We start from the raw sequence: 24,487 nt of genomic DNA, 5'->3' as shown, positions 1-24,487 counted from the left end.
CAACCCAAAAGTATCAATCATTTTCAATAAAATTCTTTATTGCAAGGTTATATTTCTCAGGCTCTTCTAGTGTGCCAGTATGTCCAGCTCCTTCGATTATAACAAGCTGAGAGTTTTTTATATTATCTGCTAAATATTGCGATTTTTCCACTGGACATGGAACATCTTGACTACCAACAATTATCAATGTCTTGCATCTAATTTCGGTCAAATGATATTCTGTTGATTTTCTTGAAATTACACCTTCAGTGGCTTTCACTATTAAGGAACGGTTGTTTTCTTTAAGTTTTTTTAAAAAAGCATCATATTGATTAACCCTGGACTTATCATCAAGGAATTTTTTGCCAAACATAATAGACATAATTGATTTTTCTACAGGCCAGTAACCAACGGTTTTTACTAAGTTGTTTAGCATTTTATATTTAGAAATGCTATCTACCGTCTCTGCGTCTGTTGTTGTTTCCATAAGAATAAGCTTTTTTACTAAATCAGGCCTTTTAGCTCCCAATGCAATTCCAACGTATCCTCCCATAGACAATCCAGCGAAAATGACAGGTTGGCCTATTAAAGTTTCAATAATCTCGACAGTGTCTTCGTAAAGGCTCTCCATGTCGTATTTCCCGTTTTTGGAAGTAGATTTTCCCTGCCCTCTGAAATCAAAAGCTAGTATTCGGTAGTTTGATTTCAAAAAAGAAATCTGGTTATGAAAAAGCCAATGACTCCACAGTAGACCGTGAGCAAATACAATGGTGTCCTGACCCTCACCTTCCAATATATAATTGCAGGAAGCGTTTTTTAACTCAATAATTGGCATAAAATATTTTAGTTTGAATATATTTCACTTCTCAAAGGTATTGCAAAATTGTATTCACCATTTTGAAGTTTTGATCTGATTTTTTTGAAAGCCTCTATTGTATAGTCAACGTCTTCAAAAGAATGCATCGAAGTTGGGATTAGTCTTAACATTACAACCCCTTTATTTACAACTGGATAAATAACAACAGAGCAAAATATCTTGAGATTTTCTCTCAAGTCGATAACCATGTTGCCGACTTCATTTTGTGTAAAATCTTTGTTGAAATAAACCGGTGTTACATGGCTATTTGTAGTTTCTAAATTAAAGCCTTCTCCTTTCAAACCATTTTGAAGTCTCATAGCAATTTGCCACAATTTTTCGCGAAATTGAGGATTTTCTCTGATCACCTCTAGTCTTTTTATGCCACCTAAGACATACCCCATCGGCAAAGCCTTGGCATAAATCTGTGATCTAACATTATAACGAAGATATTTGACGACCTCGGCACTTGCTCCCACAAACGCTCCCATTGCAGACATTGCTTTTGTGAAAGTGGCAAAATACAAATCTACTTCGTTTTGACAATCAAAATGCTCGGGTGTACCTCTGCCATTAGCACCTAGAACGCCGAATCCATGAGCATCATCAACCAATAGTTTGAAATCAAATTTCTCCTTGAGCTTAACTATTTCATCAATTTTGCCAATCTGACCTGTCATCCCAAAAACGCCCTCGGTTATTACTAAAATACCACCACCGTTTTGAGAAGAAAGCTTTGTTGCTCTTTTAAGATTTAATTCAAGGCTAGCCATATCATTGTGATTGTATCTATAATATGCCCCCCCTTTGGCTTTGTGTAGTCTGATGCCATCAATCAAACAAGCATGACAATCTCCATCGAACACTATAACATCTCGGTGGTCAACCACTGATTCTATTACTGACATGATGCCCTGGTATCCAAAGTTCATTAGAAAAGCATCTTCATAGCCAGAAAATTCTGCCAAGTCTTTTTCGAATTTTTCATGAAAGTGTGAGTTAGCACTCATCATTCTTGAACCCATCGGATAACTAAGTCCAAACTGATCAATTGCGTCTGAGTCGGCTTTTCTTACTGCTGGGTGATTAGACAAACCAAGATAATTGTTCAATGACCAATTCAGAATTTTATTTCCGTTAAAAGTCATGTAAGGGCCTATTTCTCCCTCAAGAATTGGATAGCTAAAATAATGGTGACCAAAATGTGAAATGGCACCTAATGGACCGGAATCCTTAGAAATTTTGTCAAAGATGGATACTCCCATTTTTTTTCTTTTTTTTGGTGAAAAATATGAGAGAGTGAATCGTAATTTTAAAAAAGCACATAGAATACTACTCAATTATGCATTGAGGAAGTATTTTCGTTAAATTTATATTTTTTGGGAACACGTATAAAACACTGGCAAATAAAAATATTATTGATTTAAATCAATCATTTTAAACAATAAATTTTGCAAAAATTGACGAGAAAGTAATTGAACGGCATCATTAAGTCCATTCAAATAAATACAAAAAGAATAAATATCATTTTTTTCACTAAAAAAATATCCAGCATAGTTCCTCGTCCCAGAAATTGATCCACTTTTAGCATAAATTCTTCCCCTTGTTATTCCTGATGGATCTAAAGTGGCCACGGTTCCCGACTTTCCTACTTTGGGTATACTGGCTAAAAAAGAGTCAAAGCTTTTGCTTAAAGCCATTTTAGACAAAAAAGAAGTCATGGTTTGAGGAGAAAAAGTATTCATAGGAGATAAACCGCTTCCATCCAAAAAGCTGAAATTATTTAGATTCAAACCTTTTTTTGACCAATAGTTCTTCAAAAAAATATTGTAGTCTTGGGCCGAATCAGAGAGATTGCTAACTAAAAAGTTAGACAGGCCATCGGCAAAAAAGTTAATGCTTCTAAAATTGCAATGTTCAGCTATTGTTGATAGTTTAGGTGAGTGTAAAATAATCAATGTGTCTGTAGGATTGTCAAGAGTCTGAACTTCATTTGAAACTTCAATCTCATTTTTTGAACATTCTGCTATGAGCAAATCCACAAAAACATTATTTATATTTGGAATGGAACCTTTAACTTCGAAGTTTGAGCTTTTCAAAGGCACAGTTCCGCTCATAACTATCTCGTTATAAGGAGCTAAGTTGAGTATATTGACTTGGTCACCAGTGCCTTTTTCAGCTGTTCTAACATCGTTTTTTATTTTCCATGTCACTGAGCTTGGCGAAACTTTTTTAATGCTGACCGAATCACCGACTTTATCTCCTCCATTGAAATAAACGGTATAAAAGTTTTCATTGTAATTGAAATCTTTCGGGAATGCACCATAGTAATTTCCTAAATCTCCTAACAGCCAATCATTTGGAATTTGGTATTTTCTATTTTCTTCAATTAGTATCCTTCCATTTATCTGCTTAATTTTTGTTAACTTCAAAGTTTCCACTATTTCATTAATCGAATTTAAACCCAATCTTTTTGAGCCAAAACTTGGGTCTCCATTTGGCACAATAATGATATTTCCATCGAGAATGCCATTATTTATTTGACCTCTTGTTTTTACGATTGTCTTAAACCTGAAATCTTCCCCTAAAGTATCAAGGGCCGTTCCGGTAGTGAGTAATTTTAAAGTAGATGCTGGCGGCAAAGCCATTTTAGGCTGATAGCTAAATATCTCCTTTTCATCAGATATTTTTCTTATACTTATAGAAACATTTGTATTTTCGGCTGAGGAATTTCCTAAATATTGCGAAATAATGGTATTTAATTGACTTGAATAAGTGCTTATTTGTAAGATTATTATGCAAAATATTTTCATGAATCTCTAAAATTTTCTTTAATAGTACTCCAATATACTATCTTTGCAGTCCTTTTACATAAATTTTCTAAAAAAACAGTAATCAATGAGGCTTACATTTTATGGTGCAGCCAGAAAAGTGACAGGTAGTATGTTTCTCTTAGAATTAGAGGACGATTATCGTATTCTTATTGATTGTGGTTCTACTTTGGATGGCTCTCAGAATCACAGAGAGGTTTTTCAGTATGGAAATTTTCCTTTTGATGCTTCCTTGTTAAATATTGTATTTCTGACGCATGCCCATATTGATCACTCTGGTCAAATTCCAAATCTTTACCAGTCGGGTTTTGAAGGACAAGTACTTTGTACCAGCCCAACCATGGAATTGTCGGAGTTGTTGCTACACGATGCCGCAAATTTGAACTCGAGAATCGTAAAAAATATAGAAAAAAGCCACAAGAAATCTAAAAAGTGGAAAAGCATAGAAACGCAGGGACTTTATTTGAGAAAACAAGTCGATGAGGCCGTTCAGAACTTTGTGCCCATAGCTTTTGGCAACAGATTTAAGTTTAAAGACGACGGTTATGTAACCTTCTATCCAGCAGGACATTTACTCGGTGCAGCCCACATTGTCATTGAGGTTTTAGAAAATGGAGTTTTCAAAAAAATTGGGTTTTCAGGAGATATTGGTCGAAAAAACTTCCCGCTTTTAGTAGATCCCGTTACAATTCCTGAAGTAGATTATTTGGTGATGGAATCAACCTACGGCAACAGAAACCACTCAGATGCAGGCGAACCTGAGCAAGTTTTGAAAGATATTATTCAAGAAGCATGTGTAGATATTACTGGTCGTTTGATTGTTCCGTCTTTTAGCGTTGGCCGTACGCAATGTTTGCTTTACACACTCAATAGACTTTACCAAAACTACGACATCAAGCCTATTAAGGTATTTACTGATAGCCCATTAGCTAGAGTAAGCACCAAGGTTTACGAAAAGTTCAGAAAGCAACTTAATAAGGATGCGAGAGATTTTTACGAAGAAACAGATTCAATATTTGACTTCGAAAATCTTCATTATCTCGAAACCGATATTGAAAGTAAAGCTGCATCAACGCATACAGAATCTTGCATCATCATTTCGTCTTCGGGCATGATAAAAGGTGGAAGAGTGGAGTATCATGTAGAGAAAAACATCGAAAATCCTTATGCCACTATTTTGATGGTAGGCTATGCCACCGAAGATTCGGTGGGAGGGAGATTACTGTCAGGAGATTTGAAAGATTTGCAGATTAGAAACAAGAAATTTGCAGTAAATGCCGCCATAAAAAAAATAGATGTGTTTAGTGGGCATGGAGATTTGAACGATTTGATTAGCTTTGCAGAAAACCAAGATAAAACAAAATTAAAAAAGCTTTTTCTGGTTCATGGTGATATGGATGCCATGATTAATTTTAAGGAAATATTAGAAACAAAAGGTTACGAAAACGTAGAAATGCCTAATCAAAACCAATCATTTGAATTATAAAGAGACTTAAATGAGAACTTTACTAGAATTTGAAAAACCTATAGCCGAGCTTGAAGCCAAATTAGAAGACATGAAAAAATTGGCGGAAGATAACAATGTAGATGTAAGTGATGCTGTGAGAAACCTCTCATCCGCCATTGATTCTTTGAGAGCTGAAACGTTTCAGAACCTTACACGTTGGCAGAGGGTTCAGCTTTCAAGACACCCTGACAGGCCTTATACCTTAGACTACATAGAAAGAATTTGCACCGAATTTCATGAGTTGCATGGAGACCGAACAGTCAGGGACGATCCGGCTGTGGTTGGTGGAATAGCCAATATAGACGGCTTAAGCGTGATGATTATTGGTCAACAAAAAGGAAGAAAAACAAAGGAAAGGCAGCACCGTAATTTCGGTATGCCAAATCCTGAAGGATACAGAAAGGCACTGAGATTGATGAAATTGGCTGAGAAATTTGGTTTGCCAATAGTTACTTTGATAGACACTCCGGGGGCTTTTCCAGGTCTTGAAGCCGAGGAAAGAGGCCAAGGGGAGGCCATTGCAAGAAACCTTAAGGAAATGATGACCTTGAGAGTGCCGGTTATTTGTATAATAATAGGTGAAGGAGCATCTGGAGGAGCATTGGGAATTGCTATTGGAGACAAGGTATTGATGCTCGAAAACTCTTGGTACTCAGTAATTTCGCCTGAAAACTGCTCGACTATTCTTTGGAGAACTTGGGAGTTTAAAGAGCAAGCGGCCGAGGCTCTTAAGCTTACTGCGGTGGATATGAAACAAAATGGCTTGATAGACGGAATAATAGCTGAACCGCAGGGAGGAGCACATCTTAAGTGGGACGAAATGTCAGAAACGTTGAAGAAAACCATTATATCGGAAATAACTGAGCTTGAGAAACTTACTCCGCAAGAAAGAATTTCAGAAAGAATTGATAAATTTTGCTCAATGGGCGTAGTAGTGGAATAATATGGGTTCAAAATCTACTATAAAAGCCGTTGTATTTGATTTTGGAAATGTAATCATCAATATTGATGTTGAGAAGACAGTTCTGGCTTTTTCGGAGCTGACTTTTAAGTCTCCGACAAGAATTAAACAACTTTTTGCCGATGCCGAAGTTTTCAAAAAATATGAAACTGGGTTTTATTCAGACGACGAATTCAGAGATGTTATTCGACAGATATTGAGTTATCCACTTAATGATCAGGAGATTGACCAAGCTTGGAATGCTCTGCTGCTGGATGTTCCTAAAAAGAGATTGGATTTTTTAGAATCTCTGAAAATGAAATATCCGATATATCTACTCAGCAATACCAACAATATTCATATAGAGCAGTGTCGGCAATATTTCAGAACCAAGTTTGGTATCACGAACTTCGAAACAATTTTTAACGAAACTTTTTTGTCATACAAAATGGGTTTGTGGAAACCCGAATATAAGATTTATGATGCTGTTATCAATAAAATTGGCTTGAAACCTCAAGAAATTTTATTTTTGGACGATAATCAGGACAATACAGATGCCGCGTCGGACTTGGGTATTCAATGTATAAAAATTAATCCACCTGAATGTTTTACTGAAATCTTAGAACATATACTTTAGTAATGCTAAAAAGCCCTTATATCAATATCATTCTTTTTGTGGTTACACTCATTACCACCACACTCGCTGGGGCCGAGTGGATTTATGGTAGATCCTTCTTTTTTCAAAGCGAAATAATGGGTTGGGCGGAATTTAAACAAGGGCTTTGGTTTTCTATTCCGTTTTTAGGTTTTCTTACTACCCATGAGTTCGGACATTATTTCATGGCCAAAATTCGTAAAATTGACGTTACTTTACCCTACTATATTCCAGGTTGGTTCGTGGTTTTAACCTCTATCGGAACATTTGGAGCGTTCATAAAAATCAAAGAAAAAATAAACTCAAGGAACGATTATTTCGATATTGGAATAGCTGGTCCTTTAGCTGGTTTCGTAGTAGCCGTAGTTGTTCTAGCTTGTGGATTTTACTATTTACCAGCCGACGAATACATTTATACGATTCATCCTGAATACAAAAACTTTCAAGGTAATTATAGAGCATTCTTGGATACTTATCAGACCAATGGAGAGATAATAACTTTAGGCAAAAGTCTGATATATAATTTTTTAGAAAGTAATCTGGCAAACCCATCTTTGCTACCACACAAATTTGAACTTACCCATTATCCGCTGATTTTAGCTGGTTTTTTAGGACTACTATTTACCGCACTTAATCTGCTACCAATAGGGCAATTAGACGGCGGACATATTCTTTTTGCACTTATTGGTAAAAAAGCCTTTGACATTATTTCACCTATTTTTTTGGTGTTATTGGTTTCCTATTCAGGCCTTGGAATGTTTAAACTGACAGATTTTACGATGGCCTACTCCGAAGAGCAAGGAACCATTCTATTGCAATTCTTATTTTTTGTGTATTTTAATTATCTGTGCTTTTCGAGGATATTTGATAAAAAATTGAATGGTCTGATACTCGCACTTGCAGTCATTTTTATTCAATTGGCGTTCTCAAAATATGCACCTCAAATCTCTGGTTATTCAGGATTCTTGGCATTTGGTTTTCTAATAGGTCGTGTTTTAGGGGTATATCATCCCGAAACTGTTGATAACAAGCCTCTTGGGATTACTCGGAAGATTCTGGGTTGGTTGGCCATACTAATTTTCATTATTTGTTTTTCACCTAATCCAATTAACTGAAAATGAACTTATTACTTCGAACATTTTTTAGGCTTTTGGGTTGGAAAGTGATTGGGAAAGTTGACACTCAAATCAAAAAAGCAATACTTGCTGTGGCTCCACATAACAGTTGGAAGGATTTTTTAATTGGTATTAGCTCAAGGGCAGAAATGCGATTAGATATTAAATACCTTGGCAAAGCAGAACTTTTTAAGCCTCCTTTTGGGTTTATTTTTAAAGCTTTAGGAGGAACTCCGGTTTTTAGGTCTGAAAAAATGAATATGGTAGATAGTCAAGTGGCAGTTATTAATTCATTTGATAAAATATTGATAGGAATTGCACCCGAGGGAACGCGAAAAAACGTAGATAAAATCAAAACAGGCTTTTATTATATTGCTTTCGGAGCTAAAATTCCTATAATCAGAGTGGGTTTTGATTTAGAAAAAAAAGAGGTGATAATTGGAGAGCCATTTTATCCGAGTGGTGATTTTGCAGCTGATATGAAAAAATACTTTATTCCTTTCTTCGAGAAGATGGGAGGATTTCAGAAAAACTGGATAAATAATTATAAAAACGATAATTTTTAATGAAAAAGCAGACCAAATTGATTCGTATTCAAACAGAAAAAACACAGTTTAGAGAGCACTCAACACCTCTATACTTGACTAGTAGCTTTTGTTTTGAAGATGCACAAATGGGCAAAGATTTGTTTGACAATACACTTGAGGGTAATATTTATTCGCGTTTTTCTAATCCTACTGTTCAAGAATTTGTGGATAAGGTGTGTATGTTGGAAGATGCAGATGAGGGAATCGCCACTGCTACAGGTATGGCCGCTGTTTTTGCGGGATTTGCAGCTACTTTGGTGTCAGGAGATCATATTGTATCTTCAAAAGCATTGTTTGGATCTGCACATCAGATTATTACGCAAATATTGCCAAATTGGGGAATAACCCATACCTACATTGATGCCTCTGCACCGAAAGAGGATTGGGAAAATGCCATTCAGCCCAATACAAAAATGATTTATTTGGAAACACCATCTAATCCAGGTTTGGAATTGGTAGATATGGAAATGATAGGGGAATTGGTAAAAAAGCATAATTTGATATATTTTGTAGATAATTGTTTTGCTACTCCTATGCTCCAGACACCTTCAGATTATGGTGCGAACCTTATAGTACATTCTGCCACCAAGTTTTTTGATGGACAAGGAAGAGTTTTGGGCGGCATTATAGTTGGCACAAAGGCATTGATAGAGAAAGTAAGATTTTTCTGCCGACAAACAGGCCCATCTTTGGCACCATTTAACGCTTGGGTGCTCACTAAGGGTTTAGAAACCTTAGGTTTAAGATTGGACAGACATTGCGAAAACGCACTGAAATTGGCCAAGGCTTTGGAGGGAGTAAAAGGTGTTAAAAAAGTCAATTATCCATTTTTGCCTTCACATCCACAATATGAGTTGGCCAAAAAACAAATGACTGCTGGAGGTGCATTAGTAACTTTTGAACTTGAAGGAGGATTTGAACGTGTAGTTAAATTTACAAAATTACTAAAAATTGTTTCGCTAACTTCTAATCTTGGTGATAGCAGGACAACCATCACAAACCCGGACACTACGACTCACGCCAAAGTATCGAAGCAGGATAAAGCCAAATTGGGTATATTTGAAGGAAGCATGAGAGTTTCTGTTGGTCTGGAAGATATCGAAGATTTAATTGAAGATTTTACTCAAGCCATTGAAGGCTCGAATTAAGAGTTTCAGTCATATTTTTTTACTAAAAAAGCACTTGAAGAATGCCTCCAAGTGCTTTTTCATTTCAAGCCAAGTTCTTTATTAAAACTCCCAAATAAATCCTATCGTAGGTGTTATCAAAGCCGATGGCTCGTTTAAAATCACTGGAATGCCATTCGAAGCATCTTGTTTGATTTGACCACCATCGGTTGTAGCAAAACCTGTATTGGTCTCGTTTCTTTTTAGCGTAAATTCAGGAACAGTTGGTGATTTGGCTAAATACCAGTTAGTTACATCTACGTACAAGTCTAAAGCTGTTTTTTTGAAGTTAATTTTCTTATCAATTCTAATGTCGCTGCTATTAAACGAACCCAATCTAAGTGTATTCAGTCTTGAGTAATCATAAACGGTTACCCCTTGTGTGATATAATTAAGTCTCGAAGCATTTTCATTAATAGGTGAGTAAGGAGCTCCACCTTGTAAACGAAACTTTAAGCCCGCTTCCCAGTTTCCTCGAAATTTATAACCAACCGCAAAACTCATCAGATGTCTATTGTCCCAAGAACTTGATATCAATTTACCATCCAAACCACTGAAGAGACTTCTATAAAATGTGTAAGAATAAACCCCGAAAAACCTTTTTGTGAGTTTCTTTTGGGCGAAAAACTCAATTCCATAAGTTTTACCTTCTCCACTAAAAAGGACTTCCTCATTGCCTAGAACATTAAAATCGGCACCCAAATTGGCTAAAGAAATACCTGAATTTTTAGAAACAGGCATGTTTTGGTAAAATTTATAGAAACCTTCCAATGTAAATCTCAAACTTTCATTTGGAATAAATTCTACTCCAGAAACCAAATGGTTACTGATTTGATAATCAGCATCTTGATTTAATAAAGTACCCGAAGTATTTGCAAAACCCAAGATAGTATATGGTGGTAGCTTGAAATATCTTCCCGCCGAAGCATTGATTGACCATTGGGAATTCAGAAAATAGCTCAAAGAAATTCTTGGTGATAGGGTTTTTAAAAAATTCATTCCATTGTCGGTGAAACTGTTTCCATCTGTTCTAATTCCGCCGCTAACGCCCAATTTTTCAAATCTTTTACCAACCTGTACAAACGCCCCGTATTTCATAAATGGATCTATCGGACTTTCAAAATTGATGCTTAGCTCAGGTTGGACAACTTTTCCATCTGCATCCAAGATTTGCTTTCTGATAACATTAAAGGTTTGATTGCTGTATTTTACGAGCTGAGTTGAAAGACCATAGGCTAATTTCCAGCCATTTAAAGTTTGATTCACATCAAAACGCAATTTGTTTTCCGCTTCTCTAGAATTCAAATCCAAAGTTTTCGGAGAAGTTTCTGGATTCTCATTATCCTCAAATTTTACAATATCATTATTGAACATATTTCTACTTAGGGCCAAATTCCAATAACCATTATTTATCAGTCTCTTAAGTGAGGCCCCTACAGTGTAGTTCCATTGATTTATGTTGGGTGCAGAATTGATTGTTTGAGCTTTCTCTGCCGAATATTCATCAGAAATAGCAAAGCTGAACTCATCTATTGCACCTAAACCGACAAAAGTCAAGGAAGTCTTTTTATTAATTTGGTGGCTGATTTTCGTCTGAAAATCCCAATAATTAGGTCTTATGGGCAAATCTATAGCTTTGAAAAGCAACTGAAGATAAGACCTACGGGCAGAAGCTAGAAAAGTAGTATTTTTCGATAATGGACCTTCAAAAGTAGTAGCCAATTCGGTAGCACTAAGTCTTATATTTCCCTGTACCTCGTTAGGATTGCCATTTTTTTGTTTAAACTGAAAAACAGAACTTAGTGCATTATCATATCTAGCATCAAATGCCGATGAACTCAGTTTTACGTCTTCAATAAAACTCACGTTTAGCATTCCCTGAGGCCCACCGCTACTTCCTTGTGTCTGAAAATGATTGATTACTGGCACTTCAATACCATCGAGATAGAAAACATTCTCGTTTGAGCCACCACCACGAATAATGATGTCATTTCTGAATGAACCACCACCAACTCCACCACCAACGCCTGGAAGAATCTGAATAACCTTGCTGATGTCGAAGTTCCCGCCTGGATTGGCCCTTATCTCTTCTGTAGTGAGTTTTTGAATACTAAGCGGAGATTCTAATGTCCCTGTAAATGCGGTTTCTTTTTTTGCGGTTACTTCCAAGGCTTTCAGATCGTTCTTTTGGGCTTCTAATTCTACTTGGAAAGTACTTTCGTTTCCGGTATTGATTACAACATTATAAAGTGTAAAATTTTGATACCCAACATAGCTAAACAAAATATTGTAAGTACCTACAGGTATGTCGCTTATACGAAAACTTCCATTCTCGTCTGTAGTGCCACCTTTTTGAGTTCCAACTATTTGCAAACTCACAAACGGAAGTATTTCTTGTGTGTTTTTATCTACTACCTTACCTGTTACACTACCATTTTTTTGAGCAAACATGGTAAGAGTTGTAAACAAAAGTAGAATTGTAAGAAAATGTTTCATTTTAGATGTATAATGATTTTACTATTATAACCTAAATAGCTGGTAAGAGGTTTTGATTTAAAACAAAAAAAGAGGCCAAAGCCTCTTTGAAGTCCAATATGTAGGTAAAAATAGGTTATACTAAAATAAATATGCCCACCAAAATAAACGCACCTGCCGAAAACCACATTGGGAATCTTCTGGTCTGATACTGGTTAACATTATAAAGTTTCAAATATTCCGTACGAAGCCATAACGAGACACCTGTTAGCAAAAATAAAAGTGATGATGAAACACTCAAAGTTTTTGGGGCGAAGCCCTTCAAATCAATGAACAACAAAATAGAAACAACGGCAAGTACTACCCCAAAGAATATTAAAATGCCAAACAAAAAATTGTAACCTTCTTTCTCAATAGAATTTCTCATAATTATGTCGTTTTGTTGATACAAATTTAAACGATTGATTTGGCTATTTCCAAATATATCGAAATATAATTTTGGCGAAAAATGAAAAAACAGGTTAAAAAAACGAGTATAATTTGAAAAATATATAAAAAAATTAAAATAGTGCAATTAAAAATCGATCATTTGAGTGAATAAATTTGTTTTTTGGCGATTTTTGCGTGAAAATCAAATGCACTGGCTTGCTTAAATTAAAATAAGACATTTTTACAGTTTATTTGGCAATTATGCTGAATAACCATATTTAATTTTGAATCAGTTATTTTCTAAGTAAAACAAATCATTTAAGTATTGAATATAAGGCCTGATAATTTTCATGTGTTCAAACAGTGCATCTGCAAAGTCCGCTTTAAGTATTTCGGTATTAGTGTATTTTCTTAGAAAAAACAATTCTTTGCATTTTAGCAATTCTATTTCTGGATGGTCTTCAGAATAATTTTTGGGCGGTCTTTTAAGTTTTTCACCGTGTACAATTGGAAACGTACTTTTAAACTTAGGGGTTTCGATAATACCTTTAAGTAGTTCTGGATTATAGTCCAACTCCTGACGAAACTTGGCGAGATTAGCAGGAGAGGGCTGCCACATACCTGCACCCAATATGGTTTCGTTGTCTTGCAACTGGAAGTAGTAGTCGATTTTGCCGGAGTTTCGGCCACCCACGCCAAATCCCGCCGACAAATTGTTTTTATAAGGAGCCTTGTTTTTAGAGAATCTGATGTCCCTGTTTATTCTGAAAATACAGTCTTTGACTTGAGTTTGGGCAAAATCTGGCTCAATCTCCTTGAGCTTTGTGAGAATTGTATCACTAAAGTCGATAAAATTGGTTTTGGCTTGCTCGTAAAAAGCCCGATTTTCATTGAACCACTCGCGGTTGTTGTTTTCTTCTAAATTTCTCAAAAATTCAAAAGTAGCTTCTCTTATCATATAATAAATGTCTAATTTTGTGAAAAAGTAAGATTAAAAAAGCGAAAAATAAAAAATGTCTAGAATTTTAACTGGAATACAAGCAAGCGGAAGACCACATTTGGGCAATATTTTGGGAGCCATAGAGCCAGCAGTAGCCTTGTCGCAAAAGCCCGAAAACGAATCTTTCCTATTCATAGCCGACCTGCACTCTTTAACAACCGTAAAAGACACGGCTTTGTTGCAGTCCAACACAGCTGCGGTGGCTTCAGCTTGGCTGGCTTGTGGTTTTGACGCTGAAAAAAACTTTTTTTACAGACAATCTCGTCTAGCTGGGTTTCATACCGAGCTTTTGTGGTATCTGAGCTGTCTTACGCCATATCCCATGCTCGCTAATGCACATTCGTTTAAAGAAAAGTCTGATAAACTTTCTGATGTCAATGCAGGCCTTTTTACTTATCCTGTGCTTCAAGCAGCTGATATTGTGCTTTATCAAGCCAATTTTGTGCCGGTAGGTAAAGACCAAAAGCAACATTTGGAAATGTCTAAAGATATAGCGGCTACGTTCAATAGAGTATTTGGAGAGGCTTTTGTCTTGCCTGAGCCATTGATTAATGAATCGGTTATGACAATACCTGGTGTCGATGGCCAAAAAATGAGTAAATCTTATAATAACTACATTGATATATTTTTGCCTGAAAAAGAACTGGACAAGCAAATAAAAAGAATAGTAACAGACGCAACTCCTTTGGAAGAACCGAAAAATCCTGATACTTGTCTAATTTTTAAACTATACGCTCTTCTGGCAGACGAAACTCAGATAGCGTCTATGAGAGAAAAATATTTGGCTGGTGGCTATGGTTATGGACATGCAAAGAAGGAGTTCTTGGAATTGATTCTGAGTAAATATAAAACCCAAAGAGAGATTTTTGATTTTTACATGGAAAATCCTAAAGAATTGGAAATGAAACTCAAGAATGGTGAAGAAAAAGCCAAAGAAGTGGCTTCCAACACCATGAATGAAGTTAGGAAACTCCTAAAATTTGCGTAAAATTGATTGAGACCATTTTAGATTTTGACAAACAGTTATTCTTGTTCCTCAATGGCTTCCACACCCCTTGGTTGGATGCAGCGATGTTGTTTTTTTCAAAATCAAAAGTCTGGATACCTTTATATGCAGTTATAGTTTTTTATTTGTTCAGAAACTTCGGGCTAAAAGGTGGAATCAGGTTTATTGCGTTAATAGTGCTGTCTGTCAGCTTGAGCGATTTTGTTACTTCAGGAGTCATGAAGCCCTATTTTCAAAGACTCAGGCCATGTCATGATTTCTCAAACGAAATGACACTGGTTGGGAATTGCGGCGGAAAATATGGATTTGTTAGCTCTCATGCAGCCAATAGTTTTGCATTGTTTTATAGCATTTTTAAAATATTTGGGAAGAAGCATTTCGGGACATATTTCATTTTGGGCTGGGCAATAATCGTTAGTTACAGTCGTATATATCTCGGAGTTCACTTTCCGATGGATGTTTTTTTGGGTAGCACAATAGGAATTTTAATATCAACCTTTATTTTTGAACTAAACAAATCAATAACCAAATGAAAAAAGTATTTTCAGTGTTCGTTCTCGTTTTAGCACTCGCTTTAAAATTGTCAGCACAAGACATCACCAAAGGCACCTGGTATAATGAAGAAAAAAGTGCGAAGCTTCAGTTTTATGAAACCAATGGTAAGTTATTCGGGAAAATTATCTGGTTAAAAGACCCTAATAAAAACGGAAAACCCCGCACGGACGAATTTAACCCAAATGACAAACTAAAGAGTATTCCCTTATTGGGTTTGGTATTTTTAAAGAATTTTGAAAAAGATGGTGAAAAAGCATGGAAAGATGGGACGATTTACGACCCCAAAAGTGGAAAAACGTATTCGAGTAATATGAAGTTGGTAAGCCCAACTCAACTGGATGTAAGAGGATATATTGGAATATCCTTAATTGGTAAAACGTCCAAGTTTACTAGGGCTGATTGATTATTGATATTTGTAGAAATTAAAAAGCCTTCCAAAGTGTAGAAACTTTAGAAGGCTTTTTTATGAGTTATTCTTTTCTTTATATGAAATCGTCCTCTAAATCGTCCTCAAAATATCTGCTACTTTCAGTATAATCGTCGTCAACTGCTTTTCCTCCTTTGCTGGCCAATTTCTTAATAATGGCAATTTGCCCAGAATGGTACAAATCGTGGTGAATAATTCCGTTAAGAAGCGTATTAAAGTTATATTCAGCCCCAGGAACAATTTCTTGTAAAAAAGAATCTTCTTTGGTTTCTAGTTCTTTTATTAGTTCATCATGGCTTAATGTCAATTCCATCATGAGTGTCTCTAACTCAAACTGATCAATTTTGCCGATATTTCCCCAGTTTGCCTTTTCGTCAGAAATATTATAATTTTCGTCTCCTTGCATTTTTTTTACAGCAAACAGCCTCCAACTGGTAATATGATACAATAGCTCGGCTATGTTGTGTACATTCCCCGCTGAAAATGAGGCTTCTTTTACCGTAAGGCCTTTGGCGAGCTCCAAAACCGATGGGCCATGCCATGCTCCACCATGAAATGCGGTATTAAAAAGATTTTTTAAGTTTTCGATGTTAATGTTTGTGTTATTCGCCATATCAACAAGGTTTTCACTGCCACAACACCCATATCATACCCAAATGATAGGTGTCGTGCTGAATTAATCCATTTAGTAATTTATAAAAATTATAGTATTCTCCGGGTACGTTTTTTTCTAAAATATCATCGTCATATTTCTCCAACTCATTAATTAGAGCAAAATGCTGTTTTTTTAAATACTCTATCAATTCATTGAAGTTGTCGGGTTTGGTCATTTCGACTGTTCCCCAATTGTCCTCTTCAGTTTCTAGGCTGTAGTGGATGTTATCATTGAGTTTTTCGATTGTGAATTTCCTCCAAGCAGCCAAATGATAAATGTGTTGGGCGATGGTCTGGCTTGAAAAATTATGTACTTCTGAAACCTTTTCGAGCGGAAGGCTATTTATAATCTCCATGACAGAAGGGCCATGCCATGCGTCGCCGCGGAATACAGTGTCAAGATTGTCGATGATTGATTCTAATACCCTCATTCGTTTTTAGAAATATTTGCAAAAATGATAAAAATCTGATTAGAATTCGTTTTTTGAGGTAAAAAAACAGAAAATATTTACATCAAATATAATTTCAGATTTGATTTTTCAATAATCTCTGCCTTTCCAAACTATTTTTTTTGCAAACAGGTAGTGTAAAAATTGCAACAGCCATGATGTGGGCAAATACAAGGCAAAAAGCGGTAAATATTTTGTATAACCTGATAACTTGAGTTTTGACTCAAACCGCAGTACCAAAAAACTGTAAAAACAAAAAGTAATTAGAAATACTGCGAGTGACACCTTCCACGAAAAAAAAGCTATTATGGCATATAAAGGAAGTGAAATCGCCTGCATAATACCCAAATACAGTGGCCCAGAATTAGATTCTATCGCACCCTGAATCCATCGGTCTCGCTGCTCAAAATAATCCTCAGGAGGTACTGTGTAGGCCACAACTTCAGGGATAAAGACCTGCCTGAAATCGTAACCTTCGGCGATTATTTTTTTGTACAAAGTATAATCCTCTACTATACTAAATCCGATTTTTTCGTACCCCCCAGCCGCAAAGTAGGCTTCCTTTAGTACAGCCATGTTGTTGCCCATGCCAGTGGTAGGAGTATTTCGGTCGGAAAATAATTTATTGACAGTAACCACACAAAACCACTCCAAAGCTTGCATGATAGATGCAAAAGAGTCTTTTTTCATGCCAGTAACGCCCACCATTACCCCAATCCCTTTCATGTTCTCGGCTCTGTTGGGGAGGTTATTTTGAAGTTCTGAAAGCATCCCTTTTATCCATTGACTTGGCAAGGCAACATCAGCATCTGTGAAAAACAAATATTTACCCGTAGTTTCATGAGCCAGCATTGCCAACACTCTCGTTTTGCCTTTTAGCTCTTCTTCTGGTTTTCGTTCTGGGATATCTACTACTGTTATCCAATTTTTTCCAGCAGCAAAATCATACATTATTTTAAGTGTTTCATCAGTCGAATTGTCGTTTGCTAATAGTATCTGTAAATATTCTCTCGGATAATCCAACGTATCTAAGGAATTGAGCATTCGGTGAATGCCTTTTGCTTCATTTCTGGCAGGAATCAAAATACTTACAGGTATAGGAGTTGTTGTCGACATTTAATTTACTTAAGATGGTTTGAGCGTTTAAATTATATTTAAAATGCAATAATTACAATTTTTATGATAGATTCAATAATTATACCAATTTTTTAGCATTAATTTTATTGAGCGATACCTACTTAATTGATAAATTCCCAAGCACTTTTATAGGCTTCTATTTTTTCGGTATAAGCTATGAAGTCGGAATAATAGGGGAAGTTTCCTATAGTGGCACTGTCTCCAACCACCACGAGCAATTTTCTGGCACGGGTCATGGCTACATTCATACGCCGTGTATCGGCTACAAAGCCTATTTCTCCGTGTGAGTTTGACCTTGTCATGGATATAAACACGGCATCTCGTTCTTGGCCTTGGAAGCTGTCGATGGTGTTCACGGTTATGTAGCTAAGCCATGGCTGGAGGATACTGGATGCTGTGATAAATTCTTTCAATAATTGAATCTGTTGTTTGTATGGACTGATAACGGCTATGCTCGGCATCGACTTTTCGGAGAAATCATTCACAAGTTCTTCTAGTCTTTTGACAAGAAAAGCGGCTTCTTCTGGATTGGTGGAACTTGTGCCTTCTAACTTTTCTTCAAAGCCACAGCCTGCAGTGTCTATAAACTGAACTGGCGGATGTGCTGCACTCAATTGATGATTGGCAACACTTTCGTGTGCTTTTAAGAGATTGCCATAGAATGTTTTTGATGAATGAGCCATTATTTGTTCATTCATACGATATTGTGTTTGCAGAAGTGTCACTGCTTCAGGAAATTTTACAGTTAATTTTTCAAGGAGTGTATTAGAAAGCCCCTTCGCTGATGCTTCATGCGACTTAATGGTAGGAGGAAGCTGACAGTGGTCACCAGCCAGAATCAATTTCTTGCCCTTTAAAACAGGAATCCAGCAGGCGGGTTCTATTCCTTGGCCAGCTTCATCTATCACTACGGTGTCGTAGTTGATGTTTTTCATAGAATAATGATTGGAGCCCACCAGCGTAGCCGTAACTACCTGAGCCTTATTCGACAAATCTTCAATTATATACTCTTCTATTTTCTCCACTTCTTTCATCAGCTTGTGTGCCTCATCAAACAGTGCTTTACGTTGGTCTCTTTCTGCTTTTCCGAAATTTCGCTTGTATTTATGGGCCATGTTTTTGTACTCATTGGCTTGCTTTTTCCAAGTCTTTATATCTTTAAACGAGGGATGGTTTTTTATTTTACCTTCTACAGTCTGTGCTTGAAGCTCTTCCGAAACTCTCGCTGGATTTCCGAGGCGGATTACATTTAAACCTGCTGCCGTTAATTTTTCGGTCAATAAATCCACTGCAGTATTGCTGGGAGCAACTACCAGAATTTTCTCATTTTTCTTTTCTGCCAATGCCTTTATGGCTTGTACGATAGTAGTAGTTTTACCTGTTCCTGGAGGGCCATGGATTATAGCCAAATGATTGGCATCGAGTACATTATTGACGGCTTCGTTCTGAAAAGTATTCAGTTGGGTGTTCTGATATTTATTTTCTTGAAGGTGAAAAGTTGGGGCTTTTTCTCCTGTCAAAACCTTTGAAATTTCGGATTCATCACTTTCTGCTTTTTTTAAGGAAGAAAACATTTCTTCGTAACTGTTATTGTCAAAAAGTACATCAAGGCCCAGTTTGCCATCTCGGCTCCAGTCTGGTAGCTCATCAGTCCTGAGATTTAATTTTAGCCTATTTCCGCCTTGATAAGTAATAGTTCCTTCGAGTCTGTCGGTCTTTGCGTCATGGTTAGAAAACAAAACTGCGGGCATGCCGAATCTAAACTGATGAGGCAAATCCTGGTGTGTTGTGCGTTCAAATTCTACTGTCAGATAATCACCACGACCCAGCTCCTGCCCTCTGATGGCCACAGGATACCATGTGAGGCCGTTGGAACGTCTTTCGCCTATAGATGCAGATTCTGTGAGTTTTTTGTATTGTGCTTGATCTTCAAGTTTCTCTATTTTCAGTAAATCCGCTAAATCTTTGAAATAATCCATTCAGGATGTTTTTTGGTACAAAGATAAGATTAAGAATAGCGAATGTCTATTTTAAGATTTTTTTGATACAAAAACATGTCATACCGGTCAATAATTCTATGTTTTTGAATATTATCGGCTCTATAGCCGATAATTATAAATATCGCCTTAAAAGCCGATATTCAAAAATATCGGTGAATTGACCGATAATTAAAAATATCTGCTAATTAGCCGATATTTTTTGAAAATAAGCTTTCTGGTATTATATTTGAATGTTTTTCAAATATAATGGAAGCAATAATAACAGGAGACTTGATAAACTCAAGGCAGGTAGAGCCCAGCGAATGGATGCCAGCCTTGAAAAAAGTGCTCAAAAAGTACGGAAAGGAGCCAAAGAATTGGGAGATATTCAGAGGTGATAGTTTTCAGCTAAATACCAAGCCTGAAGACGCATTAATGGCTGCATTTCTGATTAAAGCAGAAATAAAACAATGGAAAAACCTCGATGTAAGAATAGGAATTGGCCTGGGAGAAATCACATATCAAGCCGCCAAAATTACAGAATCAAACGGAACGGCATTTTTGAACTCGGGCGAATGCTTCGAAGAATTGAAAAAGCAAACACTTGCCATCAAAACCCCCGACAAAGACCTGAATATAACGCTGAATTTGATGATAGAATTGGCTTCGCTAACCATAGACAGATGGACAGAAACCGCTGCAAAATTGATCAAAATAAAAATGGAAAATCCAAGTGTAAATCAAAAAGACTTGGCTAATTTGCTCAATAAAACCGCACAAGGCACCATAAGTGAGGGATTAAAAAGGGGAGGTTACGACGAAATTCAGAAACTTTTGGATTATTATAAACTCAAAATCAGTGAATTATGATAGCTTGGGTATTAAAAATAACACTCGCACATCTTTTGGGAGATTTTATGCTTCAACCCGACAAATGGATTGAAGATAAAAGTCAAAATACATATAAATCTAAATACCTGTATTATCACATTGGAATTCATTTTTTGCTTTTATTGGTGGTTTTACAATTTGATTTTAAATATTGGCTAGCCTTAATTTTAATTCCGATATCTCACTATTTGATTGACTTAGGAAAGCTTTTATGGAAAAACAAAATGGAAACTAGGAGATTGTTTTTATTGGATCAACTGCTGCATTTTTTGATCATCTTTTTGGTTGCAAAAATCTATTTTAAAGTCCATGTAGACTTCTCATTGATTTTTAGTGCAAAGATTATTTTACTATTAACTGCATTTTTAACAATTAGTTATGTGGCTTCGGTTGTTATTAAAATACTAATTTCGAAATGGAAACAGGAGAACGAAATTACGAATACAGCAGGGAAATACATTGGAATGATGGAGCGGATTTTGATCTTTGTATTTATAGTTCTGAATCATTGGGAAGGAGTGGGTTTCTTATTGGCGGCTAAGTCCGTTTTTAGAATTGGTGATCTCACCAAAAGTCATGAAGTGAGACTGACGGAATATATTTTGATTGGCACCTTGTTGAGCTTCGGCATTGCTATAGGAGTGGCTTTAGCCTATCAAAAACTATTAAAATTTGTTTAAAATGGATCCATTACACGGTATCACACTCGAAAAAATATTGATTTATTTGGTAGAAAACCTAGGCTGGGAAGCCATGTATACCGAAGTAAAAGTAAATAGCTTCAAATTCGATGCAAGCATAAAATCAAGCCTGACATTTCTCCGGAAAACACCTTGGGCCAGAACAAAAGTGGAGCAACTGTATATAAAAGAGATTAAAAAGGAGACTAAAAGCTAAATTTTAATGCCCGAGCATATTGCGTGGGTGTTTTTCCTGCAATTTTCTTAAAATGAAAATTGAAGTTTGAAATGGTATTAAATCCGCTTTCAAAACAAATTTCAGAAACATTCATGGTATTTTGACTTAGTAATTTACATGCATTTCCTATTCTGATTTCATTTACAAAATCTACAAATGACCTATTGGTTCGTTTCTTAAAATATCTACAAAACGCAGCCTCGCTCATATTCACTTCTTCGGCAATATCACCCAATTTTATGCTTTCTTTAAAGTTTTTACTCACATATTCGTATACTTTTTGCATACGTTCGGTTTCTGAAAGTTTATGAAGATTGGTATAGCTTTCATTCGTAATAAACTGATAATCCTTTGATTGGGAGAGTAGATGTAACAATTCGAGTAAAGTCAAAATACGCTTAAAGCCTTTAATATTAGCCAGTTCTATTAGCTTTTCAACAATATGTCGTTGCGTTTTTCCTGACCAAGCCAAACCACGGCATGATTTTTCCAAAAATGATTTCAAAACAGACATTTCTGATTTTTCAAAAAAAGTGTTGCCCAAAAAGTCTTCTGTGAAATAAAGCACAATTCCGTGAGTTTTCAATTCTGAATTATTTTCAAAATATATTTTATCACTTCGCCAAAGATGGGGGAGGTTTGGACCTAAGAAAACCGTGTCTCCTGGCTCAAAATACTGTATACTATCGCCTATGAATCTAGTTCCAGTGCCTTCCAAAACAGTAAACAGTTGATAATGAGGGTGAAAATGCCAATTTGGGTCAAAGAAATTCTCTTTTAAATTTAAAATAGTCACCGATTCTTGTTGACTCCCAATATTTTTTTCTAGGACAACTGGCATGGTAGATACAGTTTTTTGTTCTGTAAAAGTATAATTAAAACAAAAATAGTCAAAATACTGGTAGTTCTGGCAAATATCAAGCAACAAAATTGCAATTTTCTTCTATAATATTGTACTTAAATATACTATACACTTATGAAGAACAAAATCGGAATGAATTTGCTCCTTTGGGGTACTGAAATAGATGAGCGTTTGTTCCCAGTATTGGAGCAAATAAAGCAAATTGGATACGACGGAGTGGAAATTCCCATTTTCAATACAAATCCTGAGCATTGGTACACTTGGAGAAAGAAATTGGATGAATTGGGATTGGCGAGAATAGCAGTTACTATCAATGGCCCGGGTGAAAGTTTCATCAGTTCAGATCCTGCAGAAAGAAAAAGTACCTTGGAAAGAAATAAGTTAGCATTAGACTGTGCCATGATTTTGGGTTCAGACCTACTCACGGGTCCATTTCATTCAGCTTTAGGAGTGTTTACGGGTTCAAAAGCAACCTCACAAGAAAAGCTTTGGGCAAAAGAAGGACTGTGGGATTTGGCCGAATATGCTGATAGCTTGGGTATCACTTTAGGTTTAGAATATTTAAACCGCTTTGAAAGTTATTTGGTGTCTTGTTCTGACGAGCTTTTGGATTTGGTCAATTATGTAAATCACCCAGCTTGCAAAATCATGTTTGATACTTTTCATGCAAATATTGAAGAAAAAAGCATGTCGGAAGCCATCAAAAAAATAGGAGAAAAGTTGGTTCATGTACAGCTTTCTGAAAATGACAGAGGAACTTTAGGCCAAGGGCGGGTAGAGATTCCAGAAGTTTTGGAAGCACTAAAAGGTATAAATTATGAAGGTATGCTGAGTATAGAAGCTTTCAGTGAAAAACTATCGGCTGCCAACATTTGGAGGAAGATGTTTGAAAGTGAGGAGCAGCTAATGAAAGACAGTTACGAATATCTAAAAACAATAATATAATGAGTAAAAAAATAAACATCGCCATTGTCGGCCTAGGATTTGGAGCAGAATTTATTCCCATTTACCAGCGTCACCCAAACGCTAACATGTATGCTATCTGTCAGAGAAACGTAGAGAGTCTGAATAAAATCGGAGATACTTTCGGTATCGAAAAACGGTATTCTGATTACGATGAACTACTTAGAGACCCTGAAATTGATGCAGTTCATATCAATTCACCAATTCCAAATCATGCCGAACAATCATTGAAAGCTCTTTACGCTGGCAAGCATGTGGCATGTACCGTGCCTATGGCTACAAGCGTGGAAGATTGTATGAAAATAGTAAAAGCCACACAAGAAACAGGCAAAAAATATATGATGATGGAAACTGTCGTGTATGCACGTGAGTTTTTATTTGTCAAAGAATTGTATGAAAAAGGAGAATTAGGCAAAGTGCAATTCCTGAAGGCTTCGCACCAACAAGATATGGAAGGTTGGCCTGACTATTGGCCTGGATTGCCGCCTATGCATTATGCTACGCACTGTGTTGGGCCTGTAGCGGGTTTATTAAAACTTGAAGCCGAATATGTTTCCTGTTTTGGCTCAGGCACAATTTCTGAAGATTTGGTAAAAATTCATAACTCCCCTTTTGCTGTGGAATCGGCTCATATTAAGTTCAAAAACAGTGACTTGAGTGCTTATGTTTATCGTTCTCTGTTTGATGTGGCCCGTCAATATCGCGAGAGTTTTGAGGTGTATGGTTCTAAAAAATCGTTCGAATGGGCATTGATAGAAGGCGAACCTAATGTGATTCATACGGCCAAAAAGCCAGAGCCAGAGATTCCTGAAAAAGTAGAAACGCCAGATTATGCACATCTTTTGCCAAAAGAAATCCAATCGTTTACTGGAAAAGGTGTTTATGATTCTGATGAAAATACCCATTTGAGTTTTGCTCAGGGAGGCGGTCATGGTGGCTCACATCCACATTTAGCCCATGAGTTTTTAACCGCATTGGTTGAAGACCGAGATCCATTTCCGAATGCTGCTCAATCAGCCAACTGGACTTCCGTGGGTATATTGGCCCATGAATCAGCCATGCAAGGAGGAGAAATTATAAGAGTACCAGATTTTTTCAACATATAA

At 36.4% G+C, this 24,487-nt stretch carries 25 protein-coding genes; 14 read left to right on the top strand and 11 right to left on the bottom strand.

The features are described from left to right. Nucleotides 1-13: 13 nt before the first annotated feature. The 3 genes from EGI26_RS18245 to dacB form a co-directional block, all read right to left on the bottom strand. Nucleotides 14-814 (bottom strand): alpha/beta fold hydrolase, encoded by an 801-nt coding sequence (locus EGI26_RS18245; protein ID WP_255080506.1) that lies wholly within the window; start codon nucleotides 812-814, stop codon nucleotides 14-16. A gap of 8 nt (nucleotides 815-822) precedes the next feature. Then, complete coding sequence (locus tag EGI26_RS18240; protein WP_255080505.1) at nucleotides 823-2,100, bottom strand: pyridoxal phosphate-dependent aminotransferase family protein; 1,278 nt, start codon at nucleotides 2,098-2,100, stop codon at nucleotides 823-825. Between the two features lie 150 nt (nucleotides 2,101-2,250). Then, entirely contained in the window at nucleotides 2,251-3,648 is a 1,398-nt protein-coding gene (gene dacB / locus EGI26_RS18235) for a D-alanyl-D-alanine carboxypeptidase/D-alanyl-D-alanine-endopeptidase (RefSeq protein ID WP_255080504.1), read from the bottom strand. 85 nt (nucleotides 3,649-3,733) lie between these two features. On the opposite strand from dacB, the gene EGI26_RS18230 reads away from it, so the two are divergent. Genes EGI26_RS18230 through EGI26_RS18205 form a run of 6 tightly spaced genes read left to right on the top strand, consistent with a single transcriptional unit; the run spans nucleotide 3,734 to nucleotide 9,618 of the window. Further along, a complete protein-coding gene (locus EGI26_RS18230) occupies nucleotides 3,734-5,152 on the top strand; it encodes an MBL fold metallo-hydrolase RNA specificity domain-containing protein (protein ID WP_255080503.1) in 1,419 nt (472 codons plus the stop codon). Between the two features lie 10 nt (nucleotides 5,153-5,162). Continuing rightward, nucleotides 5,163-6,116 carry an acetyl-CoA carboxylase carboxyltransferase subunit alpha gene (locus EGI26_RS18225; protein WP_255080502.1) on the top strand — a complete coding sequence of 318 codons (954 nt, stop codon included), beginning with the start codon at nucleotides 5,163-5,165 and terminating at the stop codon, nucleotides 6,114-6,116. Nucleotide 6,117: 1 nt separating this feature from the next. Beyond that, nucleotides 6,118-6,750, top strand: coding sequence for an HAD family phosphatase (locus tag EGI26_RS18220; protein WP_255080501.1), 633 nt, complete (start codon nucleotides 6,118-6,120; stop codon nucleotides 6,748-6,750). A gap of 2 nt (nucleotides 6,751-6,752) precedes the next feature. Continuing rightward, nucleotides 6,753-7,883, top strand: coding sequence for a site-2 protease family protein (locus tag EGI26_RS18215; protein WP_255080500.1), 1,131 nt, complete (start codon nucleotides 6,753-6,755; stop codon nucleotides 7,881-7,883). Nucleotides 7,884-7,885: 2 nt separating this feature from the next. Then, nucleotides 7,886-8,449: a 1-acyl-sn-glycerol-3-phosphate acyltransferase gene (locus tag EGI26_RS18210; RefSeq protein WP_255080499.1), complete on the top strand. Its 564-nt coding sequence runs from the start codon at nucleotides 7,886-7,888 to the stop codon at nucleotides 8,447-8,449. After that, nucleotides 8,449-9,618, top strand: coding sequence for a PLP-dependent aspartate aminotransferase family protein (locus EGI26_RS18205; RefSeq protein WP_255080498.1), 1,170 nt, complete (start codon nucleotides 8,449-8,451; stop codon nucleotides 9,616-9,618). Before EGI26_RS18210 ends, EGI26_RS18205 begins: the two co-directional genes overlap by 1 nt. 81 nt (nucleotides 9,619-9,699) lie before the next feature. Here EGI26_RS18205 and EGI26_RS18200 read toward each other — a convergent pair whose 3' ends face one another. The 3 genes from EGI26_RS18200 to EGI26_RS18190 form a co-directional block, all read right to left on the bottom strand. After that, a complete protein-coding gene (locus EGI26_RS18200; protein WP_255080497.1) occupies nucleotides 9,700-12,132 on the bottom strand; it encodes a TonB-dependent receptor in 2,433 nt (810 codons plus the stop codon). Between the two features lie 115 nt (nucleotides 12,133-12,247). After that, nucleotides 12,248-12,538, bottom strand: a complete 291-nt coding sequence (locus EGI26_RS18195) for a hypothetical protein (protein WP_255080496.1) — start codon at nucleotides 12,536-12,538, stop codon at nucleotides 12,248-12,250. A gap of 291 nt (nucleotides 12,539-12,829) precedes the next feature. After that, nucleotides 12,830-13,498, bottom strand: a complete 669-nt coding sequence (locus tag EGI26_RS18190) for a DUF2461 domain-containing protein (protein WP_255080495.1) — start codon at nucleotides 13,496-13,498, stop codon at nucleotides 12,830-12,832. Nucleotides 13,499-13,553: 55 nt separating this feature from the next. Between EGI26_RS18190 and trpS the strand changes: the two genes are divergently transcribed. The 3 genes from trpS to EGI26_RS18175 are packed head-to-tail and all read left to right on the top strand — an operon-like array spanning nucleotide 13,554 to nucleotide 15,504. Then, entirely contained in the window at nucleotides 13,554-14,528 is a 975-nt protein-coding gene (trpS, locus tag EGI26_RS18185; protein WP_255080494.1) for a tryptophan--tRNA ligase, read from the top strand. Between the two features lie 2 nt (nucleotides 14,529-14,530). Further along, nucleotides 14,531-15,079: a phosphatase PAP2 family protein gene (locus EGI26_RS18180; RefSeq protein ID WP_255080493.1), complete on the top strand. Its 549-nt coding sequence runs from the start codon at nucleotides 14,531-14,533 to the stop codon at nucleotides 15,077-15,079. After that, nucleotides 15,076-15,504, top strand: coding sequence for a DUF2147 domain-containing protein (locus EGI26_RS18175; RefSeq protein ID WP_255080492.1), 429 nt, complete (start codon nucleotides 15,076-15,078; stop codon nucleotides 15,502-15,504). The genes EGI26_RS18180 and EGI26_RS18175 overlap by 4 nt, the downstream gene beginning before the upstream one ends. Before the next feature lie 79 nt (nucleotides 15,505-15,583). Here the strand turns inward: EGI26_RS18175 and EGI26_RS18170 are convergent, their stop codons facing one another. From EGI26_RS18170 to EGI26_RS18155, 4 genes are all read right to left on the bottom strand, one after another. After that, nucleotides 15,584-16,141: a DinB family protein gene (locus EGI26_RS18170; protein ID WP_255080491.1), complete on the bottom strand. Its 558-nt coding sequence runs from the start codon at nucleotides 16,139-16,141 to the stop codon at nucleotides 15,584-15,586. Nucleotides 16,142-16,154: 13 nt separating this feature from the next. Then, entirely contained in the window at nucleotides 16,155-16,613 is a 459-nt protein-coding gene (locus EGI26_RS18165) for a DinB family protein (RefSeq protein WP_255080490.1), read from the bottom strand. A gap of 108 nt (nucleotides 16,614-16,721) precedes the next feature. Then, on the bottom strand, nucleotides 16,722-17,747 hold the full coding sequence (locus tag EGI26_RS18160) for a glycosyltransferase (protein WP_255080489.1): 1,026 nt from the start codon (nucleotides 17,745-17,747) through the stop codon (nucleotides 16,722-16,724). 122 nt (nucleotides 17,748-17,869) lie between these two features. After that, a complete protein-coding gene (locus EGI26_RS18155) occupies nucleotides 17,870-19,747 on the bottom strand; it encodes an AAA domain-containing protein (RefSeq protein ID WP_255080488.1) in 1,878 nt (625 codons plus the stop codon). Between the two features lie 267 nt (nucleotides 19,748-20,014). On the opposite strand from EGI26_RS18155, the gene EGI26_RS18150 reads away from it, so the two are divergent. The 3 genes from EGI26_RS18150 to EGI26_RS18140 are packed head-to-tail and all read left to right on the top strand — an operon-like array spanning nucleotide 20,015 to nucleotide 21,535. Beyond that, nucleotides 20,015-20,617, top strand: coding sequence for a SatD family protein (locus EGI26_RS18150; protein WP_255080487.1), 603 nt, complete (start codon nucleotides 20,015-20,017; stop codon nucleotides 20,615-20,617). Further along, nucleotides 20,614-21,318 carry a DUF3307 domain-containing protein gene (locus EGI26_RS18145; RefSeq protein ID WP_255080486.1) on the top strand — a complete coding sequence of 235 codons (705 nt, stop codon included), beginning with the start codon at nucleotides 20,614-20,616 and terminating at the stop codon, nucleotides 21,316-21,318. The genes EGI26_RS18150 and EGI26_RS18145 overlap by 4 nt, the downstream gene beginning before the upstream one ends. 1 nt (nucleotide 21,319) lies before the next feature. After that, nucleotides 21,320-21,535 (top strand): VF530 family DNA-binding protein, encoded by a 216-nt coding sequence (locus EGI26_RS18140; protein WP_255080485.1) that lies wholly within the window; start codon nucleotides 21,320-21,322, stop codon nucleotides 21,533-21,535. On the opposite strand, the gene EGI26_RS18135 is transcribed toward EGI26_RS18140, so the two are convergent. Next, complete coding sequence (locus tag EGI26_RS18135) at nucleotides 21,525-22,397, bottom strand: AraC family transcriptional regulator (RefSeq protein WP_255080484.1); 873 nt, start codon at nucleotides 22,395-22,397, stop codon at nucleotides 21,525-21,527. The genes EGI26_RS18140 and EGI26_RS18135 overlap by 11 nt on opposite strands. 135 nt (nucleotides 22,398-22,532) lie before the next feature. Between EGI26_RS18135 and EGI26_RS18130 the strand changes: the two genes are divergently transcribed. Continuing rightward, nucleotides 22,533-23,363, top strand: a complete 831-nt coding sequence (locus EGI26_RS18130; RefSeq protein WP_255080483.1) for a sugar phosphate isomerase/epimerase — start codon at nucleotides 22,533-22,535, stop codon at nucleotides 23,361-23,363. Next, nucleotides 23,363-24,487, top strand: coding sequence for a Gfo/Idh/MocA family protein (locus tag EGI26_RS18125; protein WP_255080482.1), 1,125 nt, complete (start codon nucleotides 23,363-23,365; stop codon nucleotides 24,485-24,487). The genes EGI26_RS18130 and EGI26_RS18125 overlap by 1 nt, the downstream gene beginning before the upstream one ends.

The sequence above is a fragment of the Lacihabitans sp. CCS-44 genome (genome assembly GCF_024343735.1).
In the GTDB taxonomy this organism is placed as follows: Bacteria; Bacteroidota; Bacteroidia; order Cytophagales; family Spirosomataceae; genus Leadbetterella.
This window is presented reverse-complemented; position numbering and strand designations above follow the sequence as displayed.